The organism is Chryseobacterium cucumeris, from assembly GCF_001593385.1.
Lineage (GTDB): Bacteria > Bacteroidota > Bacteroidia > Flavobacteriales > Weeksellaceae > Chryseobacterium > Chryseobacterium cucumeris.
In genome coordinates this window covers 802,650-823,521 of the sequence record NZ_LUVZ01000001.1, presented here as the reverse complement: position 1 = coordinate 823,521, position 20,872 = coordinate 802,650, and the positions used below count along the sequence as shown (strand labels likewise).

Here is a 20,872-nt window from a genome sequence, read left to right as displayed (position 1 = left end):
TGAAGCCGTTTATCAGTAAAGCCTGCTGAAATGAGCAGGCTTTATTCTTACGATTATTTTATTGAGGTTGTTGCTGGGTGACACAATGCACCATTCCTCCATTGGCGAATAAATTACGGCAATCGATTCCAACTACCTGTTTACCAGGATAGAGCTGTTGGATGATGTTGTTGGCAACCGCATCATTCGGGTCATTATAATTAGGAACCAATACACGGTTATTGGCAATATAATAATTGATGTATGAAGCGCGGCCCACATTTTTCCCGTAAGTAGTGATCACATCATTTCTTGTTAAAGGTACTTTTACAAACTGATAGGCAGCTCCGGTTTTTGTGGTTGCATCATACAGTTTATCAATATCTCCATTGGGAACCTGCCAGTAGTTAAGATCGTCCGGATTCATTGTGATAATGGTAGATGAATTAGCAAATCGGGCAAACCCATCGATGTGCATGTCTGTGATATCCAGACCGGCTTTTCCATTCAGCCAGATAAATTTGGTTACTCCGAGGTTTTTAGTAAATATGGCTTCTGCCTGTTGTTGCGTCATTCCCGGATTTCTGTTATTATTCAGAATAGAACTTTTACAAGCCATCAACACTCCGTTTCCGTCAATTTCCACACTTCCTCCTTCATTGATCATGACTGAATTAAGATTGATTTTTGGTATATTGGTATCGGCTGCTATTTTTGAAGGTATTACGTTACATTTGCTGTAATCGGCTTTGTTTCCCCAGCCGTTAAATCCCCAGTCCTGAATGAATAACTGTCCGTTCTGATCTTTTACATAAATAGGACCGTTATCCCTTACCCAGAAATCATCCGTTGGATAAATTTTGAAGTTGATATTGGTGAGAGAAACTCCAGCATTGTTGAGCAGGCCTATAATACGATTCTTTTCTGCACCGTCATAAGCAATAATGTGAACTTTTTCACTTTGTACAAGTTCTTTGGTCATGGCTACCCAGGTGGCGTCCAGACGGTTTCTGTAGGTAGTTCCATATTGATACTGATGTGGCCACTGAAGCCAGGTTCCTTCATGGGGAGCTGATTCTTCAGGCATTTTGTAAACAATGGTTTCCGGATTTACCATACCCGGTAATTCTGTTAAGTCCGCTGATGAGCAGGATAATAGAAGAAGAGGTAATAGAGGGAACATGATTTTCTTTTTTTGCATAACTGATCTATTTTTAACAGAGCAAAATTAGATCGATTGTTTTTCTTAAAGTTGTCCCAAATTGACAACTTACTTCAAAGGTAATAAAATATAGGTCAGTTGTTTTTCCTGATCATCTTCGTTTTCAGCATGATTTTCATACTTTTCAATGATAGGAGTGTGTGAAAACTCAAGACCTGAATTGAAAATCCAGCGTGAATAGATCTTCGTATACGTGTCGTCTATTGTTTCGTAGCTTCCATGATGGGTAAAACGGGCATATTTACCTCCGAATATCATTTTTGAAGGTAGCTTTTTATTTCCGGACTGAACGGATGAGCATGCATCATAGCGGCAGTTGATTTCTGTTTTTATTAATGGTTCATCGGCTATAACTCCAAAATATTCTATCCCGGAGTCAGGGAAATCATTTTCCATGAACTTTTCCCGCAGCACTTCAATCTCTTCATTGTTATAATAGGTGTTCATGCTCTGATAAAATACCTGCATAGGCTTCAGATATACAATTTCGGGTTCCAGTAATACTTCTGAGGTAACAAGGATGATGGCATCTCCACAAAGAAGTTGTTCCTTACTTTGTTTTGCAGCTTTAGGAGAAATCCCAAAATGTTTTTTAAAGGCTTTTGAAAAGGAAGCGATATTGGCAAAACCCACTTCAATGGCAATGGAGGTGAGATTTTCCTGAGTATAAAGAATCCGTTTATAGGCATTTTCTACCTTCAGCCTCTGTTGGAACGCACCTATTGTTTCCCCACAGCTGTACTTGAAAATGCGCTGGATATTCCGGTAAGAATAATGAGAAATGTCTTCCAGTTCCTTTACAGAAACAGGCTGATCATAATTCTTTTCCATGAAATTGATAACTCTGTAAATACAATTCAGGTTGTCTTCCATAAGCACTGAAATTGTCCGAAACTGGTGGTATAAAATAAATTACAAATAAAAGAAATAAAAAAATATCTTGACAATATCGTATTTTAGCTTTCGGCAAAAATAGCTTTTAAAAAAATGAATTTTACCGCTTTAAAACAAAAAACCAAAAAATACATTCAATATGGAAAAAGATTTGTCAGAATTAACCGATCAGGAGCTGATAGAGAAAAAAAGAACTATCGAAGCCAGAAATGTTGTGAATGCTATCATCCTGGGAGTATTGGCTGGAATTTCTATTTATAGTACCATAACCAAAGGGATCAGTTTCACTACTTTCTTACCGATACTTCTTGCTTTTTTTGTGGCCAACAGCTGGAATAAAGGAAAGAAAGGTTTGAAAAGGGAAATGGACTCCAGAAATGTGAAGTAATGCAGGAGTTTAACAGAAAAACAGAAATTGGTGCTGTAGCCTATTTTCGGTATTGCATCAGAAATGGAGATGTAAAAGGAGCATTAAGCTGTTTTCATCCTGAAGCAGTCTACATAGACCGCGATGGAAGAGAATGGAGAGGACCTGAGCAGATAGAAAGGGCAATGAATGAGATTTGTCGCTTAAAACTGGATATTCAGGGTGAAACTCCGCATATCACTGTTGTAAATGATCTGGCGATGTGGCAGGATCAGTGGGAAATAACGGGAACTGCTCCTGATGGGCATTCTATTCATATGACAGGCAATACTTCCTGTATCATGAAAAGAAATGAAGAAGGAGAGTGGCTATGGTTGGTTGACAATCCTTTCGGTTCTGCTGTGCTTAAAAATGACAATCTGGTATAAAGTCTTTCAGAAACAAATAAAAAACCTTCAGCTGAACTGAAGGTTTTACTTTTATAGTATTTTACTGATTTTTAGTTACGTAAGAATTGGCCAATCCCGGGAGAATCGAAAGTGAATGCATTCTGATTTTCAGATTTGTCAATTTTATTGCTGATCGTTAATGCCCAAAGCACCAGTTCTTTGCAGAAGTTCTGATCTTCTTTGCTCAATTCGGAAGCATTTTCTTCCACTACAGTTGTCAGAGGTTCTATCTTATCAAGTTTAGCATAGAATTCTTCATCCGTATCATTGTAATTAAGTTCTAAATGATTTTTGTTGAACCACCTGATCAGGTCAGTGTACGGTGTTTTAATCCCTTCTTTTTCCAGTTTTGAAATACGTGGGAACAGGCTTTCAAATTGGGTCATTACGGCTTTATCAATTAAGATTTTGGCTACGTAATCAGCACCTTCCTGTTCACCTTCATAGACCAGTTCGATTTTCCCTGTGATTGATGGAATGATCGACATGAAGTCAAGCAGACGTACGGTAGTTCTCTCTGCTCCGGATTCAATTAAACGTAATTTGGCTGCTGCCATTAAATTTTCCATAGCACTGATGGTAAGACGGGCACTGACACCACTTTTCACATCCACATATTCGCTGATACGGGCTGCAAAAGCAACTTCTTCCAGGAGATCTTTCGCCAGATCAGGAATCTGGATCTGTGCTTTATCTTCAGCAGAAATCAATGCTTCCTGTTCTGTAATCTGTCTTGCAAGAGCGATAGTTTTTGGATAATGGGTGAAAATCTGAGACCCGATCCTGTCTTTCAGCGGGGTTACAATACTTCCTCTGTTGGTATAGTCTTCCGGATTGGCTGTGAAAACAAACTGAATATCAAGCGGCATTCTCAGCTGGAATCCACGGATCTGAATATCTCCTTCCTGTAAAATATTAAACAGGGAAACCTGGATTCTGGCTTGCAGATCCGGCAATTCATTTAAAACAAAAATAGAGCGGTTGGCACGTGGAATCATTCCGTAATGTAAAACACGTTCATCGGAATAGGGTAGTTTCAAGGTAGCTGCTTTAATAGGGTCTATATCACCAATTAAATCTGCAACATTTACATCGGGAGTAGCCAGTTTTTCGTAGAAACGATGAGAACGGTGTACCCACGAAATTGGAGTTTCATCTCCTAATTCAGCAAGCAGATCTTTGGCAAACTTTGAAATGGGATGAAAAGGACTGTCATTAATTTCTGATCCCTTTACGATAGGCATATATTCATCAAGCAGATCAACCATGCTTCTTGCAATTCTGGTTTTTGCCTGGCCGCGTAGTCCCAATAAATTGATGTGGTGGCCGGCGAGTATTGCTTTTTTCAATTGCGGAACTACCGTGTCTTCATACCCCCAAAGTCCTTTAAATACGGGTTCTTTAGCTTTAATTCTTGCAATTAAATTGGCTTGGATTTCCTCATTAATTGTTTTATGAGTATAGCCGGATTTTTTTAATTCTTTGAATGTAATATCGTTTTTCATTGTCTTGTAATACTATTTATCGGATCAGGTTTTTATTTTAAATCATTTAAATCTGATCTTTATATTCTTCTTATTCTGTTTTTCTCGTAATCTTCAAAAATCATCTGTCCTAAGCCTGATAGCCCGGTGAGGAATGCTTTTCCTTTGTTTTGAGCTGTGAATTCCTCCACAAACTGACGCAGATAAGGATCCTGAGCAATCATGAAGGTGGTAATAGGAATTTTCAGTTTTCTTGCCTGCGCTGCTCTGTTGAAACATTGGTTTACAATTTTTTCATCCAGACCAAAGCTGTTCATATAAAATTCACCACTAGGAAGCTGAATACAACTAGGTTTCCCATCGGTGATCATAAAAATCTGTTTGTTGGTATTTCTTTTTCTGCGGAGAATATCCATGGCCAGCTCAAGTCCGGCTACGGTATTGGTATGATAAGGGCCTACCTTCAGATAGGGAAGGTCTTTGATTTTAATGGGCCAGGCTTCGTTACCAAAAACAATAATATCAATGGAATCTTTCGGATATTTACGCTTGATCAATTCCACGAGTGCCATAGCTACTTTTTTGGCTGGTGTAATTCGGTCCTCACCATATAAAATCATAGAGTGGCTGATGTCGATCATCAGGACGGTACTCATTTGTGCCTTGTGTTTTGTTTCCTCTACGATGAGGTCTTCTTCTGTCAGGCGAAGGTCTGAGATTCCGTTGTTGATCTGTGCATTTTTTAAACTTTCCGTCATATTCACGGCGGCAAGATCATCTCCGTATTGGAAGGAACGGTTTTCGCCATCTCTTTCATCCCCGATTCCTGTTTTGTTGGTCCTGTGATTTCCGGCTCCGTTTTTCTTGAGTTTTCCAAAAATCTGATCCAATGCATATTCACGAAGAGCGGCTTCAAGCTTCGGAGTTAATATATTTTTACCTTTTCCACTTCCTGTGTTGCCTTCTTCAGGATCTTCTTCCCTAATGTAGCCTCGTTTTTTCAGATCTTCTTCAAAATCCTGAAGGGTGTATTCATCACTGAAAATATCATATTCCTGATCAAGCATGTCCAGCCACTCGAAAGCTTCTTCAATATCTCCGGAGGTGTGGGTAAGCAAATCTTTGAAAACATCAAAGATACGGTCAAAATGTGATAATTCCTCCGGCACATGTTTACTGAATATAAATCCTTTTCCTGGATTAAAATTTTTATCTGTCATAAGATGATAAAGAGGTTTTGCAGTTATTTGCTTTTGAATATTTCAGAAAATGTAATGAATTGTCTGAAGTATTCTTTATTTCGTTTTAAACTGAAAAGTTATGAAAATATCATCGCAAGATTTCCGTAGAAAAATAGAAAATACTAATGATGGTGATATGGAATAAGAATATAACAGCTTGTTGTTTGATAGAGCTTAAAAAGAGTATAAAATTAACTGCGGTAGTGAGTTACTGTCAAAATGGAAATAATAAAGCTCCGGATTATTCCGGAGCTTATTACACATCATCTTACTATTAATACATGGTTACCATCCTAAATAATATTCAGGATCTAACCAGTAGGGCCAGTCTAATTTAAAATGAGTCTGAAGCATTTTTTCTGCTTCACAGAAAGCACCTTCCACCCAGCCTTGCTGATCAGAATACGCTTCCCCGATAATATGAATCTGTTCATCCATCAACGGTTTTCTCATATAAGGCATCACATCTTTTACGGAGAAACCTGCTTTCCATGCATGATATCCTGCACCGTAAGGATCATCTGTCCAGTCTCTGAAATAGGTTACATACGGTTGAGGAATATCTACTCCGTGTAATTCTTTCAGCTGATTTATCAATTCATTCACCATGAATTCTGTAGCCTGAACATCGTCAAACTTATGCAATTCTTCCAATGAGGCAGATCTTGCAGCTCTTACTTTAAACAGCACTTTGTCATCAGAAAGTGCTTTCCAGAATGTTTCTGTTTCCATATCACCATAGCTTCCCAATAACATTGAGTTTTTAGTTTCAGTATCGGTACCGAAATAATAACATTGTCTCATAGGTAAGTCTGTAATAGAATGCCCGGAATCAATCCCCAGATCTCTCCACCACGGACCTTCAAAACCCATAAGGATTTTAAATGCGGGCTCCATGATGATGGAACGGATATTTTCGTTCAGTTTCTGGTGTCTGTTGGCATCAAAAAAGAAGTTATTCTGATCCAGAAGTTCGAGTGATTTTCTTGGCATACCCAATACGATTGAATTGGCATACACTTTCCATGTTTCGTTGCTTTGTATATTCAGGAAAGTTAATTCGTATTTATGGGTAGCGGTCAAATGATGATCTTTGGTGAAAGTAATCAGCTTGTTTTCAGACCAGATGCGTGCTCCTTCATATTCCATATAAGTGTTGGCTACTGCATAGGCAATACTGTCATAGCCTTCCTCAATGGTTTTGTAGGTAGTATCAGCAGAGAAATCTCCTACCATATACGGAAACGCTTCTGCAGAATTCCAGTTGATGGTATTGGAATAATATCCTCCGGCATTTGCTAAGAACTCATATCCTTCCTGAGAAACCTGGTCTTTGATTAAGTTCCAGAAACCGATATCGTTTACCAGGCGTTTGTCATAAGGAGAACCCGGGAAATTGTAAACCATTCTTGGTTTTATAGCATCCCAGTCTCGGCTGGTCAGTTTGAAAGTGTAATCATAACCATTAGGATCAGCAATAATCAGATCTTTATAGGTTGCAGCTACCCATGGGTCTGCCATTAAAACATTATATATAATTTTGTTGAATAACTGATCAGAGCTGAAACCTTCATCATTTTCATTCAGATAGTAGCGTGTAATCAGTTTATTGCCTTGTTTCTGTTCTTCTGTCCATGCATTCTGTTTGAAACGCTCTTTTCTGATGTACATCAACAGTTTGTCAGGGTCTCCCATATGGAAAGGAATAGGAGTCATTTTATCTTTCAGAACAGGGGTTCTTTTGCTCAGATCTGTTTCTTTCAATGGATAACCTTCAATCAGAGTTGTTACAATTTCCTGAGAAGTCAGATAACGCATTCCTCCGAGTTCACCCCAGAAATTCATTCCCGGCATCTTGACAGATTCCAGTCTTCCTCCTAATTTGTCACTCATATCGAAGATCTGGACTTCATGACCTTTGTATTTTTGGTCTGCTACCAAGCGAAAGGCAGTATATAATCCGGAAGTTCCGGCACCGATAATGGCTACTTCTACTTTCAGATCGCGCTGCATTCCTGGATACAGCGGTGTATTTTTGTTGACGTTTTCTTGATTCATGGTTTTATAATTTTTAAAGGGCTAAGAAATATTTATATCCTAATCGGAAGGGGGTAATATCGAAATCTGTATGTCCATCCAAGGCAAGATCCGACATGATTTTTCCTAAGAAAGGAGTGAATTTGGCTGCCCATCCGGTAGCGTACACCACAATGTTTTTATGGTTGGGAACATAAGACGGAGCGAAATCAATCAGTAGTTCTTTATTAGGAATTGTACTCAAAGCGATAAGGCATGTTGAAGTATATTCCGGAACGATGCTGAGTCCGCTCATATGATTCTTAATCCATTCTGAAGTATAAGCCAGTTCCTGAGGGTTGGGAATTAGTGTTCTGTCACTCGGTTCTTCCAAAGGTTTGATTACAAAATCAGGTGCTACACGAATGTATTCGGGATGATCCCATTCCACGGAAGGAAAGCCGTAGAATTGATTGCCGTTTTCTCCGCTTGCATTCTGAAATACAAACCATGTTGGATATTGTATCGTAGGGTCGGTCTTTTTAAAATAAGCAGAAGACATATTCCAGTAAGTGGCTTCTATTTTAAAATCAAGCAGATTGATCACACTGTTGATATAAGGTCCGGGAATGATGGCCAGTTTTTTAGCGATATAAATTCCGTTGGGTGTAGTAAGCTCAAAAAGATCACCGTTTTGTTTAATTTCAAGCACCGGAGAATCTTCTCTGAGTTCTACGGTTTCTTCCTTCTGACAAAGAGCTAAAAGTGTTTCAATAGTTGCTTTAAAATTGATGCTGGCACCATCAGGTTGGAACAGGCCTGTATAATTATCCGGTAAATTTTTGAAATGATACTGCTCTTCAATTTCCTTTGATGTTAAAGTCGTATAAGGAACTCCTAAAGCCTGTAATGCTTTTTCTGCCTCCGCAATATTTCCTTCAGTGGAGTGTACTTCAGGGTCTCCAAACCAAAGTGTTCCAACTTTATCCAGCAATTGGGCGTCTGTCTTTTTCTGCAATTCATCCCAATAAGGCTGTGCCTCTAAAGCCATTTGTACCATATATTCATCCGGATAAGGAATCCGGAACTGGCGTGATACTCCTGCAGAGCTGCCTAATTGATTCACAAAAGTATATTGTTCCAGTACTAAAGTCTTAGCCTGACGCTGACCGAGATGATAAGCTGTAGCCAGTCCTATTGCTCCTCCGCCAATGACGATTACGTCGTAGTTTTCTGTAATCATAGGTTATTTTGTTTTATGTTTTATAATCGTAAGAAGAGATACAAAAAAGTAAAGACATCCATATGAAGGAATGTACCCTCATTACTAATTTTTAATACTCTCTGAATCTTATTTACTACGATAGTTTAAGTGTAGAGACCAATCTTCCGGTACATGTGAATATTCTGGTTTTCCATTGAATAGTGTCACGGTTAATAAGCCTTTCAAAGTAACAAAGAAGAGCATATATCTTCTTAGAGTGTTAATTACCAAATGTGGTATTGAGTAGAAATACGGAATGCCAGGAAATCCATATCCAGAAGGCTGTTTCAATAATTACAAGGTGGATATGGAATAAGTGGTCTATGAGTTATATGCTCATTTTTTTGACTTATTGTTTACTATTTGTAATAAAATGAACAGAAAAATAATATTTTACTGAGCCTCAACTTTTTGCAATTGATCTAAAAAAATAGATTTACATACATAAAACTGAATGTTTACAAAGCATTTTAATAGTAAAAAAAAATAAATTCTGTGAGTTTAATCAAATATTCATTATTATAAGAAGACAAAAATTACTTTAACTTTGCCAATTGAATGATATATGCATATTATGAAATTATTGAAAATAATGCTATATTGTTAAAGGCTAATATCTAATGGACTTATGTCATCAGGAAATTAATTTAACTGATAAACAAATATGAAAAATAAATTCTTAAATTTTAAATTGAGAAAACTTGTTCATTACTCTTTGATCCTTTGTATTTTACTGATACAGGTCATTATTGCCACATTTTTCTACAATGAATTTGTCAATGGGAAGAAGCTGAAGTTTATTAAAGATCAGCTTGAGGAAAGCCGTGCATTGGGAGGATTGACTGATAATTCCAGGAAAGATTTCATGGATGCACAGGATCATCTTCAAAAATACATGGCGACTCAGGATAATAATGATCTGCAGCTCTATTTCCAGTCATTGAGAAAGCTTAAGACTAATTTTGATAAAATTGGTGAATATGAAAATACAAGTCCGAGACTGAAAAAAAATCTGGCGCTTCGTAGCAAGGATACCTTAAAGACTGCAAAATTGAAGACATTGATAGATTCAGTGTACCAGACTTCTCTGAATCCACCGGCAAAAATCGAGGATAAGCACTATGAGCCTGCCAAGTATAAAAATGATTTTGAAGATTTCAAGATTCAAACCCGTACGTATGCGGATACGGTTAAAAAGAAAGGCTTTTTCGGGCGTTTAAAAGATGCGGTAACAGGGAAAGTAGATGTTCAGAAGGAGAGTACGGTGATTACGATGACCAATAATAAAACTATAGATCTTTCTCAGGTAAAATCCAAAATGGACAATACGATAAAATCTATAGACAAGCATTATGCAGCTGAAGTAAAGAAGGTTCAGCTCCTTGCAGCCATTAGTCAGAAAAATAACTTACAGTTTTACAGCAATTTCAGTAAACTGTTGGTGTACAGTAATAACTTAATAGAAGTATACGAAAATGCTATCAAAGATTTTAAATCTGAACTGGAAAGAGAATACAACGAACAGAGCTCGAATAATAACAAGATAAGGACTTATCTCGTATTGGGACTGATGATTCTGATGTTTATTGTTTCTATTCTGATCATGTATTTTACAAGAATGGCTTTTGTTTATGAACAAAAACTGGATGCAGCCAATAAGGAAATTAAAAAGAACCTTAATTTCAAAAACAGGATTTTGGGAATGTTAAGTCATGACTTGAGATCTCCTTTGAAAATCATCAATATTTTCATAGATAAAATTCAAAGATCTACTGAAGATGAAACGATAAAGGATTATCTTAAATCCATTAAGTTTACCAACAGCACTTTGCTTCTGCAATCTAACCAGATTCTGGAATACACTAAAAATGAAAATGCAGAAAAAGAACTTATAAAATCTGTTTTTAACCTTAAAGATGAGATCAGTTCTATTGTAAAGGTCATTACTCCTTATCTGGAAACGAGAAACAACAGGTTTGCGGTCACAGACAGAATCCCTGAAAATCTAGTAGTGTATTCGGATAATATCAGAATCAATCAGATTTTTATGAATATTCTGGGAAATGCCAACAAGTTTACAGAAAACGGACAGATTGATCTTGTATTGTCTACAGAATCCCTTGGAGACAATAAAATTACCCTGATCACAACAGTAGCAGATACCGGAGTAGGAATATCAGAATCTGATCTCGGTAAAATTTTTGATCCTTATTATCAGGGAATGGTTTCTGATGAAGTGGATAATCTGGGAGCGGGACTTGGCCTTAATCTGGTAAAAGAAATTGTAGAACTTTTCGATGGCGATATATCTGTGGAAAGCAAATTGCATAAAGGAACTAAAGTGACATTCAGGATCAATTTAAATAGTAATAATAATGGAAACACCAATTCAAAATAAAGAGATTATATTCCTTCTGGCAGACGACCACAGTATTGTACGTCAGGGAATGGAAATTGTGATCAGTGATATTGTTCCTAACGCTAAAGTGTATCAGACTTCATCCCTACATCAGGTCTTGGAGCTCATAGAATCAAAAGGAATAGAGATGGCTATCATTGATGCCCATTTCCCGGACGGAAACAGTCTTCATATTTTACCTCAGATGAAAAGTGTAAATCCTGATATTAAAATTTTGATTTTTACAGGACTTGAAGAAGAGTTGCATGGTCTTAAATTCATCAAAGCCGGTGCTGATGGTTATCTGAGTAAACTGAGTGAAGAGGAAGAGGTAAGGGAAGCGATCACGGCCTTTATCGAGAAGGGTGAATATTTCTCTGCTCTTTTACGAAATCTATTGGTACAGTTTGTTTACAACCCGGATCTGATAAGTCCCCTCAACATTTTAACCAAAAGAGAAATGGAGATTGCAGAACTTTATGCTGAAGGGTATGGAAACCTGGAAATTTCAAACAGTCTGAATATCAAACAAAATACAGTAAGCACAATCAAAAAGAATATTTTTGAAAAACTAAAGATCGAAAATATAGTTGAGCTGGTAGAGCTTGTCAAAACCCATCATAAACTATAGTGTTTCAGGATAATCACCACTTCAATGAGTCAGGATATTATATTTCATCGATAAATATCTATAAGTCGATCGATATGTATCGATGGGGTTTATAGGGAATTTTATTTGAGAATGTTGTTCCTTTGTACTATGAAATTTAAGTAATGAAAAAGCAACTGAGAAATGCTTTTTAACTTCTGAAGTTTCAAACACAAAAACAACAAATGATTATAACTATACAAATAATAAAACTGTAGTTATAGAAACACAAATGATGAAAAATTAATAAACACTGATGAAATTAGAAGTGTATGAATAACCTTAACCGGACTTCTTAAAAAAGCCAAATGATCAAAAAAAACACAAACACATATAGTGAGGTTCAGTGATAGGTTACATTACAAACACAAAAAGGAGGCATACAGCCTCCTTTTTGCGTTTTTTATCAAATGATAAACAAATGCTGCCATCGATGCTTTAGTTTTGCATCAAAAAAAGATGTCAGGAGAAAAAGACTTAGCGGTACTGATTCAGAATATGGAACCCGTATTGAATAGAGGAGAATATGTATTTTGTACTGTTGAAACTTTAGGTGGAATACAGGATATCGATAGAATTCTGTTTTTCTTTCGGGAAACTGAAGCGGTCACTATTGTTTTAGAAAAAAATATTGCAGATGAATGGTCTTTAGACTACAGTTATATTTCTTCCTGGATTACCTTGAATATTCACTCTTCTCTGGAAGCGGTAGGACTTACTGCAGCTTTTGCCAATGCTTTGAGAAAGGAGAATATTAGTTGTAACGTAGTGGCAGCTTATTTTCATGATCATATTTTTGTAGCAGTAAAAGACGCTGAAAAAGCAATGGATGCCCTTGATGCATTGAGATCAGCTCAGGAACTTTAAACATTGTTTTGAGTTTTTACTTTTTATTTTCACCTTGTAAAATGTCTAATTGGGCGGCTAAAATGTCCTGTTGATAAAGCTTATAAGTGTTCTTCCTGTTTTTGTGTTTTATGTTTGCACCATAATCATACAAAAATAAACGACAATGAAAACAATCAGAAAAATCTCAGCCGTAAGCTTATTATGTTTAACTCTTTTTACGGTAGTGACCGTATCCTGCACTGAAGAAAATGAGCCTCCCACGACACAGGAGATACAAAATAACAGCCACCAAACTGCCAAAACCCAATTCATAACTGTTAAAGGAAATGCCATTGCCTACCGTGTTTTAGGAAAAGAAGATGGAGTTCCTCTGGTTCTTCTTCCGGGATTGGGAGGTTCAATGGATGACTGGGATCCTGCAGTGACTCATGGACTGGCCAAGAAGTATAAGGTAATTATCTTTGACAATAAAGGTGTCGCTTCTTCAAATGGAACAACGCCCAATACGGTTCAGGCGATGGCCGATGATGCTGTAGATTTTATTAAAGCTCTACATTATACCAAAGTAAATATCATGGGATTTTCAATGGGTGGATTTATTGCACAGAGAATAGTACTGACTAACCCTTCACTGATCAATAAAGTGATTTTAACAGGTACAGGCCCACAGGGAGCAATCGGGTTATCTAATCTTCCCAATATTATTGCAGGAACAGCCGGATTAAGCCCGGAAGCTTCATTTCTGAAATTCGGTTTTACAGAATCTGCTCAAAGTATTGCAGAAGGAAAAGCATCTTTCGCACGGGTTCAGCTTCGTACTACGGATAGGGATCTTTCTTTAAGTGATGCCACTTCAAACTCGCAGTTTACCGCTGTATTGAGTTGGGCTCAACCTAATCCTGATGCCCTTACAGAAATACAAAAAATCAAAAATCCGGTACTGATTGTTCATGGTGAAAACGACCTTCCGGTATCTGTTCAGAATGCGAAAAATATGGCTCAGCATTTAGACCATGCAGAACTGGTAATTTTCCCGGATTCAGGACACGCTTCTTTCTATCAATATCATGATGCATTTGTTGGAAAAGCCATTGAATTCCTTGGAGAATAAATTAAAATAATATCAATATATTTATGAAAAACTCGCTGAAGTCCTCAGCGAGTTTTATGTTGATGGATAAAAAATTAACTGAATTTCTTCATAGCCTCTTCACTCACTGGAGTAAAAAAGTTAATCATATTGCCATCCGGATCACAGAACAGGAGAGATCTGTTTCCCCAGGGCATTGTTGTGGGCTCTTGAATAATTTCGGAAGCTATACTTTTGATTCTTTCATATTCTTCGTCAACATTTTTAACCAAAAACTCAATGATGGTTGATTTTGTTCCTGCAAAATCGGTAAGACCTTCCGAGAACATTTTCATTGTTCGTGTACTTCCGACAGCGATCGTAATAGAATCTGCAGAAAGTTCTGCAAAATCTTCCGTATACCATGTGGCAGTTATACCCAAGATCTGTTCATAAAATGCTACTGTTGCTTTAATGTCTTTGCTGATCATTCTTAATGAGGTAAGTTTCATAAGGATACTTATTTGTTTAAACTAATTATAAGCAAAGGTAACAGGTGTTTATGACAACAGACTGTCAGTAGAAATAAACGATTTTTAATTTGAATAATTTTACTAATAAAAATTAGCAATATGAATTAACTGTTTAACGTTGATGATCTGTATTTTCCGTCCTTCGGATCTGATGAGTTTTTCCTGTTTGAAATCATTGATGATACGCGCTAAAGTTTCTCTGGCCGTTCCTACCATATTGGCAAGATCCACACGAGAAAGCGTAATAAATACTTCTTCATCAGGAGCATCACTTGATTTATATTTATCATGAAGAATCAGCAGGCTGAGAGCGGCTCTTTCTCTTACGGTACGATGAGATAAAACAGCAATAAGGTTGGCCATCACACTGAATTCATGACTCAAAGATTTCAGTAACAACCTTGAAAGTACTGATGATTGGCTTAGAATATCCAGAAAGCTGTCTTTCGAAATAAAAGAAATAACTGAATTCTCCAGTGTTGAGGTCGTATCTCCATAAGATTCGTTGCTCAGGATCGCAGAATAGCCGAAAAATTCTCCGGAACTGTAAATGTAAATAATCTGTTCCCTTCCGTCATTATCAACCTTGTATTTCTTTATTTTACCCTCATTCAGGTAGTAAACGCCGTTAGGTTTTGTCCCGTCCGTAAATATGGGCTCATTTTTACGGTAGTTTTTGGTTTTCATTGCTCCTGTAAGCAGATTTTTGTCATACTCGGGGAGTTCATCAAAAAGATACTGATTATTGAAAATAAATTTTGAGATCATAATTTTTTATACGGCTGTTGAATTTACGCTCAGTTTTTAACTTAAATCACATTTTAAACCCATCTATATCACATGGTTTTTTTTCTGAACGAATTACTTTTACAAAAGTAATAAAATTGGTACTGAAATAAGAAACAGAACATTTCAGAGAGGTTTTAAAGGCATTTTCATGTCATAGACTGATCTGTTATTTGTTACGGAAAAAGTAGAATTTTACGTTAAAGGGGATTCCGTAATTCTATAAAGAACACTGGATAAATAGTTAAGCGGATATGTTTTTCACGGCTTTATGCTGACATTTCTAATTTATTTTTTTTTGCTTATTTATTTTATCCAGCTGTTTTTTGAGTAAAATTTTAAAAAAACACAATACACAACCCTTATAGAAATTTAAAATGTTCAGGCACAGAGGGAGAAACAGAACCTATTTTCATAATCTTAAGCTGGCATCAGCACTTTCTTTTGTTGCCGGAATAGTGAATATTGTGGGAGTATTATCTGTTAAAATACTTACCACCAACATAACGGGGCACTTTGCCTTCTTTTCCGAAGAAATTCTACTCAGTCATTATAGTGAAGCTCTTACTTATCTTGTCTTTATTATGTGCTTTCTGGGAGGAGCATTCTGCTCAAGCTTTATGGTTGAATTTTCTTCCGGACGTAGCATGTTTCGCCCGCATCTTATTCCTTTGATTACTGAAATTCTGATATTAGGTTTTGTAGGACTATCAGATGATGGGCTACTGAAACTATCAATATCTCCTTATACCATTGCCGGTCTTTTGCTTTTTGCAATGGGAGTTCAGAATTCATTAGTAACAAGAGTATCCCAGTCTGTGGTGAGAACGACTCATCTTACGGGATTATTTACTGATCTGGGAATAGAACTTTCAAAACTTTTCTTTAAAGAACGGGAAAATGAAAAGAAACAGCTTACAAAGAACATCACTCTTAAACTGGTGATTATCGCCTTCTTTTTTTCAGGATGCATTATTGGCGGTTTTGGGTATAGCATGATCGGTCTCAAAACATTGATGGTTACAGCAGGATTTCTGTTTTGTGTGATCCGGTATGATAAGCTTCTGTATAGATATTATGCTTTAAAAAGGAGATTAAGATAGAACAGAGAATAAAAAAGGATATTCCCATCATTGGAATATCCTTTTTTAAATTTATGGAGTGGTCATCTGCTCGATAACAAAAGTTTGTGTATCTGTAGTATGGGCTGAAAAATATCCCAATGCTCCATTACTGATATTACTTGGAGGATTGGTTGGAGTTGCAGTTCCGCCATTGCCGCCTGAAATCTGAAGTAAAGCACTGTAATACGTAAATACGTTGTTATCTATAGATTGCATCTCTACATGAATTTTATCTCCTACTACCACTTCATGATCTCTGCCTTTATTATCGTCATTAGGAAGAATCAGAGGCTGTTGATTGGGTAATCCGTTATTCACATTATCTGAAAAAGTATTCATGTACTTTTTAGTAAGATCATTGATGGTGAAGCTAAAAAGGTAGCGGTTTCCTAATGGTAATGGATCTGTAAATAATGGTAAGAGGGTATACGTGGTTTTATCTCCAAATTTGAAAGAACTCTGCTGTAATCCATCGAAATTGACCACTTCAGGCATTTTGCTCTGAGCGCTATACTGCTTTCCTTCGGACTCTACTTTCAAAGTATAGGTTCTACCAGGTTCTCCGGCAAAAGTAGTCGTTTGATAGACTCCGTTTCCTACATAATGAAGGGTTTCTGTTTGACCTGTATTATCACTTAAAATAACCTGAGCGCCAGTAACAGCCGGATATTGATTAGGTGATGAAAAGCTTACTGACTTGGTGATTTTTACTGTGTAAGGTCCTGATTGATTGGTTACATTTCCTTCAATGACAATGTTTCCGCTTTGATCATTCAGGTCCAGGTCGATCTCTTTTTCACAAGAAGTTAATGCAAGAAGAGATACTATGATATATAATGTGTTTTTCATGATTTAGAATTTGAAATTATAAGTGATGTTGGGTACCCAACGGAATAAAGAAGTCTGCATCGCACGGGTTGTTCCGGGACGGTCAGGATTGTCTTCAAAGTTGATGGTGTAGGCATTTTCTCTACCATATAGGTTGTAAATACCGAATGTCCATGAACCACGGAATCGTTTATTGGAACTTGGTTCATAAGTCGCACTCAGATCCATTCTGTGATAGGCCGGCATTCTGTCTGCATTTCTGTTACTATACTGGAATATGGTTTGTCCGTTGAGTTCATATTTTCCGGTAGGGAAGGTAACCGCATTTCCTGTGCTATATACGAAAAGTCCCGAAAAACTCCACTTTGGATTAAGCTGATAGGTCGCAACGATAGAAAGGTCATGGGTTTTATCCATTCTGGCATTGTACCATTCGTTATTATTGATTCCGTTAATCTTTCTTTCTGTTTTGGAAAGGGTATAGGAAATCCATCCTGTCAGTTTTCCGCTTTTCTTTTTGGCAATAAGTTCGAGACCGTAAGCTCTTCCTTTTCCGAATAGCAGTTCACTTTCTACATCCGCTCCAGTGTCAAAACCAATTTGAGCTCCATTTTTGAAGTCGATTTGGTTTTTCATGTCTTTATAGTAGATTTCAGCGTTCAGTTCATAATTATTGTTGTTGAAATTTCTGCTGTAACCAAGGCTGATCTGATCTGCAATTTCCGGTTTTACCGTGTAACTGCTTCCTATCCACTGGTCGGTAGGGTTTCCACTGTTGCTGTTGCTTAAGAGGTGAAGATTCTGGGTATTTCTGGAATAACCTCCTTTTACACTACTAAATTCATTGATGCGGTAGTTGGCGCTAATACGTGGCTCAATATTCACATAGGTTTTTCCGAATTTTCCTTTTTCTAAGAATTTACTGTCGGTGAGCACACCATTCTCATAAGTATTGAATGTATCACCTCCCAATATGCTGAACATGGAGAGCCTTGCTCCATAATTAATCGTTAGCTTTTCCGTTGCTTTATAATCATCATTAATATAAACGGCATTTTCCCATGAATATCTCGGATTTCTTGCAAAGCTGCTCACTGTAGTGCCGGAAGCACTGCTCGGAGTAAGGGTATGATAAATAGACTGCAGACCAAAACGTACAGAATGTTTGTTTCCTGCAAACCAGGTAAAGTCCTGCTTAAGATTCCAGTCACGGATTTTTGAATTTAAATCAAATACAGTATCATCATTTTTCAGACTGATTTTATAATCATAATTACTGTAGATGAATGACGTATTGGAGAATAGTTTACTGCTGATAATGCTGTTCCATCTCAAAGTTGCCGTAGTATTTCCCCAGTCGGTATTGAAAGTATCTCCCAATCCCAGAACATCTCTTCCAAAATATCCGGACAGGTAAATACGGTTGTTTTCATTGATCTGATAATTCGCTTTAAGATTCAGATCATAAAAATATAATTTGTTGTCTTTATAATCTTTATTGGTTTTAAGAAACAAATCCGCATACGTTCTTCTCCCTGAAACAATGAATGAAGACTTTTCTTTTTGAATGGGACCTTCCACACTCAATCTGCTGCTGATAAGTCCGATTCCTCCATTGATGTTATAATCTTTGTTGTTTCCGTCTTTCATTTTAACATCTAATACAGAAGAAAGGCGGCCTCCGTATTGTGCGGGGCTGTTCCCTTTAATGATGCTGGCATCTTTCAGAGCATCACTGTTGAATGTACTAAAAAATCCAAGAAGGTGAGAGGCATTATAAACCGGAGCTTCATCCAGTAAAATCAGGTTCTGGTCGGTAGCACCACCACGTACACTGAATCCACTGCTTCCTTCACCGTTGCTTTTAATGCCGGGTAAAAGCTGTATGGTTTTCATTACATCCTTTTCTCCAAACAGAACAGGAAGTTTTTCTATATTTTTAATGCTTAATGTTTCTGCTCCCATTTGAGCCGAAGTCAAGTTTTTATCCTTTTTAATGCCGGTTATCACCACCTCATCAATTGCTTTTGCTGCAGTTTCTGCAGGAAGGAGGGGAAGATCAACTTTTATATTCTGATCTACTTTGATCTGCTGTTCAAAATCCTGATATCCAGGGTAGGAAATAATCAGGGTATAATTTCCTTCAGGTAAGGAAAGTGAGTAAAATCCATACTCATTGGCTACAACATTGATGGTAGGATCTTCACTTACTTTTACAGAAACTCCGATGAGCAATTCACCGTTTTTTTTGTCTTTCACGGTTCCACTTACGGAATACGTTTGCTGGGCTATTGCCAGGGTACTGAAACAGAGCGCAGCGGTGGCTGCAGTGATTTTTAAAAAGGATGTTTGCATTAGTTTATTTTAAAGTAGTAGATCTCTTGTCTATGAGTTAATGTTTTGATGATGTTCAATGAGTTGGATAAATAGGGGATTTGTTACAGGTAACAAATTAATTATGAAATAAATCCATGGGAAAAGCAGACTTCCGGAAATGATAATGGCAAGGATAAAAGAGGACTGTCAGATAAAAAGCAGTATTATGCATTGTATATTAATTTATTATTGTTTTTTTTGTAGAATTTATTGAAAAACAAATTATTAACGACCGTTATTTAATTTTTATTATTACCCGGAATTTAAAAAATACAAATAAGCTTTTATAAGACTGCACGATGCTATCTGCTTCTGATCTGGCTTGGTAGGATATTGAATTTTCGTTTAAATGCTGATGAAAAATGTCTCGGATTTTTATAGCCGATACGATCAGAAATTTCACTGATATTCAGATCGCTGTCGAGAAGCATTTTTTTAGCCTGCTCCATTTTGAGATCATTCCAGAATCCGAAAACGGTAGTCCCGAAGAGCTCTTTGAATCCTTTCTTTAAAGTAAATTCGTTGGTTCCTACCAGATGGGCAAGATCATTCAGGGAACTATCTGTATTCAGGTTCTTTACAATATAATCCCTCACAGCGTACATTTTCTCTATATCTTTTTTCTGAAGGGAAGAAGATGAGGATTTACTGTCAACAAACTGTTCAAGCTGCAACAGAAGAAGTTCATTTACTTTAGCTTCAAGATAAATTCGTTTGAAAGTCCCTTTTCTGTTGCAAAGAATAATATCGTTCAGAATCTGATACATTTCATGGGTAATGCGGCTATGCTCAGTCTGAATGAGAGATGAATTCTGCTTGTCAATCGAATTTTTGAATATTTCAAACAGTACTGAATGTTCAGGCAGAAATTTTTTAAAGAATTCAGGAGCAAGGTTGATTTCGAATACATACATTTCCGGACCTTCGAATTCCATCCTGCCTTCCATATGATGGGCATAAATAATATTGTGCTGGTAGTTATCAAACACTATTGTTTTTTGGAAGTTACCCGAAATGGCTTTGCTTTTTCCTTTCAGGGTAAAATGCATTTCTACCGAATCAAAATCACTCTCAAGGTACAATTGAAGCGGTTTATTCAATACAATATTCCCAAAACTGATATGGACATGGGTAAAGCTTATTTCGTGATAAAAACCATTTCCATAAGGAGGAGTAAGCTGGGTAATGCATTCCTGGATGCCTCCATCATCTAAGAAATAAGAGGAAGGATAGTCCCGCTCCATAAGCATGTTTCCAAAGTTTTCATCATATAGCCGTACTGTCATTTCCTTTTGTTGTTTGAATTTCCTTTTTACGGACTTTTTATTCCGTTTTACAGACCCT

Annotated in this window: 18 protein-coding genes; 7 read left to right on the top strand and 11 right to left on the bottom strand. The window is 37.0% G+C overall.

Going from position 1 to position 20,872, the window contains the following annotated elements; genetic code table 11:
* Window positions 1-58 precede the first annotated feature (58 nt).
* Both A1704_RS03680 and A1704_RS03675 read right to left on the bottom strand, forming a co-directional pair.
* Window positions 59-1,180 (bottom strand): agmatine deiminase family protein, encoded by a 1,122-nt coding sequence (locus tag A1704_RS03680; RefSeq protein WP_062670542.1) that lies wholly within the window; start codon window positions 1,178-1,180, stop codon window positions 59-61.
* 69 nt (window positions 1,181-1,249) lie between these two features.
* The gene (locus A1704_RS03675; RefSeq protein WP_062670540.1) at window positions 1,250-2,074 is read right to left on the bottom strand and encodes an AraC family transcriptional regulator; all 825 of its coding nucleotides are present in this window, start codon (window positions 2,072-2,074) and stop codon (window positions 1,250-1,252) included.
* A gap of 160 nt (window positions 2,075-2,234) precedes the next feature.
* Between A1704_RS03675 and A1704_RS03670 the strand changes: the two genes are divergently transcribed.
* A complete protein-coding gene (locus tag A1704_RS03670; protein WP_062670538.1) occupies window positions 2,235-2,483 on the top strand; it encodes a hypothetical protein in 249 nt (82 codons plus the stop codon).
* Window positions 2,483-2,890, top strand: coding sequence for a YybH family protein (locus A1704_RS03665; RefSeq protein ID WP_062670536.1), 408 nt, complete (start codon window positions 2,483-2,485; stop codon window positions 2,888-2,890). Before A1704_RS03670 ends, A1704_RS03665 begins: the two co-directional genes overlap by 1 nt.
* Before the next feature lie 71 nt (window positions 2,891-2,961).
* On the opposite strand, the gene A1704_RS03660 is transcribed toward A1704_RS03665, so the two are convergent.
* From A1704_RS03660 to A1704_RS03645, 4 genes are all read right to left on the bottom strand, one after another.
* The gene (locus tag A1704_RS03660; RefSeq protein WP_062670534.1) at window positions 2,962-4,416 is read right to left on the bottom strand and encodes a sigma 54-interacting transcriptional regulator; all 1,455 of its coding nucleotides are present in this window, start codon (window positions 4,414-4,416) and stop codon (window positions 2,962-2,964) included.
* Between the two features lie 59 nt (window positions 4,417-4,475).
* On the bottom strand, window positions 4,476-5,615 hold the full coding sequence (locus tag A1704_RS03655; RefSeq protein ID WP_062670532.1) for a vWA domain-containing protein: 1,140 nt from the start codon (window positions 5,613-5,615) through the stop codon (window positions 4,476-4,478).
* 306 nt (window positions 5,616-5,921) lie between these two features.
* Window positions 5,922-7,694 carry a flavin monoamine oxidase family protein gene (locus tag A1704_RS03650; protein ID WP_062670530.1) on the bottom strand — a complete coding sequence of 591 codons (1,773 nt, stop codon included), beginning with the start codon at window positions 7,692-7,694 and terminating at the stop codon, window positions 5,922-5,924.
* Between the two features lie 13 nt (window positions 7,695-7,707).
* On the bottom strand, window positions 7,708-8,895 hold the full coding sequence (locus A1704_RS03645; protein ID WP_062670528.1) for an FAD-dependent oxidoreductase: 1,188 nt from the start codon (window positions 8,893-8,895) through the stop codon (window positions 7,708-7,710).
* Between the two features lie 685 nt (window positions 8,896-9,580).
* Between A1704_RS03645 and A1704_RS03640 the strand changes: the two genes are divergently transcribed.
* From A1704_RS03640 to A1704_RS03625, 4 genes are all read left to right on the top strand, one after another.
* Window positions 9,581-11,314, top strand: a complete 1,734-nt coding sequence (locus tag A1704_RS03640) for a sensor histidine kinase (protein WP_062670526.1) — start codon at window positions 9,581-9,583, stop codon at window positions 11,312-11,314.
* Window positions 11,292-11,945: a response regulator transcription factor gene (locus A1704_RS03635; RefSeq protein WP_062670524.1), complete on the top strand. Its 654-nt coding sequence runs from the start codon at window positions 11,292-11,294 to the stop codon at window positions 11,943-11,945. The genes A1704_RS03640 and A1704_RS03635 overlap by 23 nt, the downstream gene beginning before the upstream one ends.
* A 477-nt stretch (window positions 11,946-12,422) precedes the next feature.
* On the top strand, window positions 12,423-12,830 hold the full coding sequence (locus tag A1704_RS03630) for an ACT domain-containing protein (RefSeq protein WP_062670523.1): 408 nt from the start codon (window positions 12,423-12,425) through the stop codon (window positions 12,828-12,830).
* A gap of 145 nt (window positions 12,831-12,975) precedes the next feature.
* Entirely contained in the window at window positions 12,976-13,923 is a 948-nt protein-coding gene (locus A1704_RS03625) for an alpha/beta fold hydrolase (RefSeq protein WP_062670520.1), read from the top strand.
* A 74-nt stretch (window positions 13,924-13,997) separates the two neighbouring features.
* On the opposite strand, the gene A1704_RS03620 is transcribed toward A1704_RS03625, so the two are convergent.
* Both A1704_RS03620 and A1704_RS03615 read right to left on the bottom strand, forming a co-directional pair.
* Window positions 13,998-14,393: a VOC family protein gene (locus A1704_RS03620; protein ID WP_062670518.1), complete on the bottom strand. Its 396-nt coding sequence runs from the start codon at window positions 14,391-14,393 to the stop codon at window positions 13,998-14,000.
* 102 nt (window positions 14,394-14,495) lie between these two features.
* Complete coding sequence (locus A1704_RS03615) at window positions 14,496-15,182, bottom strand: Crp/Fnr family transcriptional regulator (RefSeq protein ID WP_062670516.1); 687 nt, start codon at window positions 15,180-15,182, stop codon at window positions 14,496-14,498.
* Window positions 15,183-15,577: 395 nt separating this feature from the next.
* On the opposite strand from A1704_RS03615, the gene A1704_RS03610 reads away from it, so the two are divergent.
* Window positions 15,578-16,303 (top strand): YoaK family protein, encoded by a 726-nt coding sequence (locus A1704_RS03610; RefSeq protein WP_062670514.1) that lies wholly within the window; start codon window positions 15,578-15,580, stop codon window positions 16,301-16,303.
* A gap of 51 nt (window positions 16,304-16,354) precedes the next feature.
* Here A1704_RS03610 and A1704_RS03605 read toward each other — a convergent pair whose 3' ends face one another.
* The 3 genes from A1704_RS03605 to A1704_RS03595 form a co-directional block, all read right to left on the bottom strand.
* On the bottom strand, window positions 16,355-17,173 hold the full coding sequence (locus A1704_RS03605) for a DUF4249 domain-containing protein (RefSeq protein WP_062670511.1): 819 nt from the start codon (window positions 17,171-17,173) through the stop codon (window positions 16,355-16,357).
* A gap of 3 nt (window positions 17,174-17,176) precedes the next feature.
* On the bottom strand, window positions 17,177-19,507 hold the full coding sequence (locus A1704_RS03600; protein WP_062670509.1) for a TonB-dependent receptor: 2,331 nt from the start codon (window positions 19,505-19,507) through the stop codon (window positions 17,177-17,179).
* A gap of 323 nt (window positions 19,508-19,830) precedes the next feature.
* Window positions 19,831-20,814, bottom strand: a complete 984-nt coding sequence (locus tag A1704_RS03595; protein WP_062670507.1) for a helix-turn-helix transcriptional regulator — start codon at window positions 20,812-20,814, stop codon at window positions 19,831-19,833.
* Window positions 20,815-20,872: the final 58 nt, after the last annotated feature.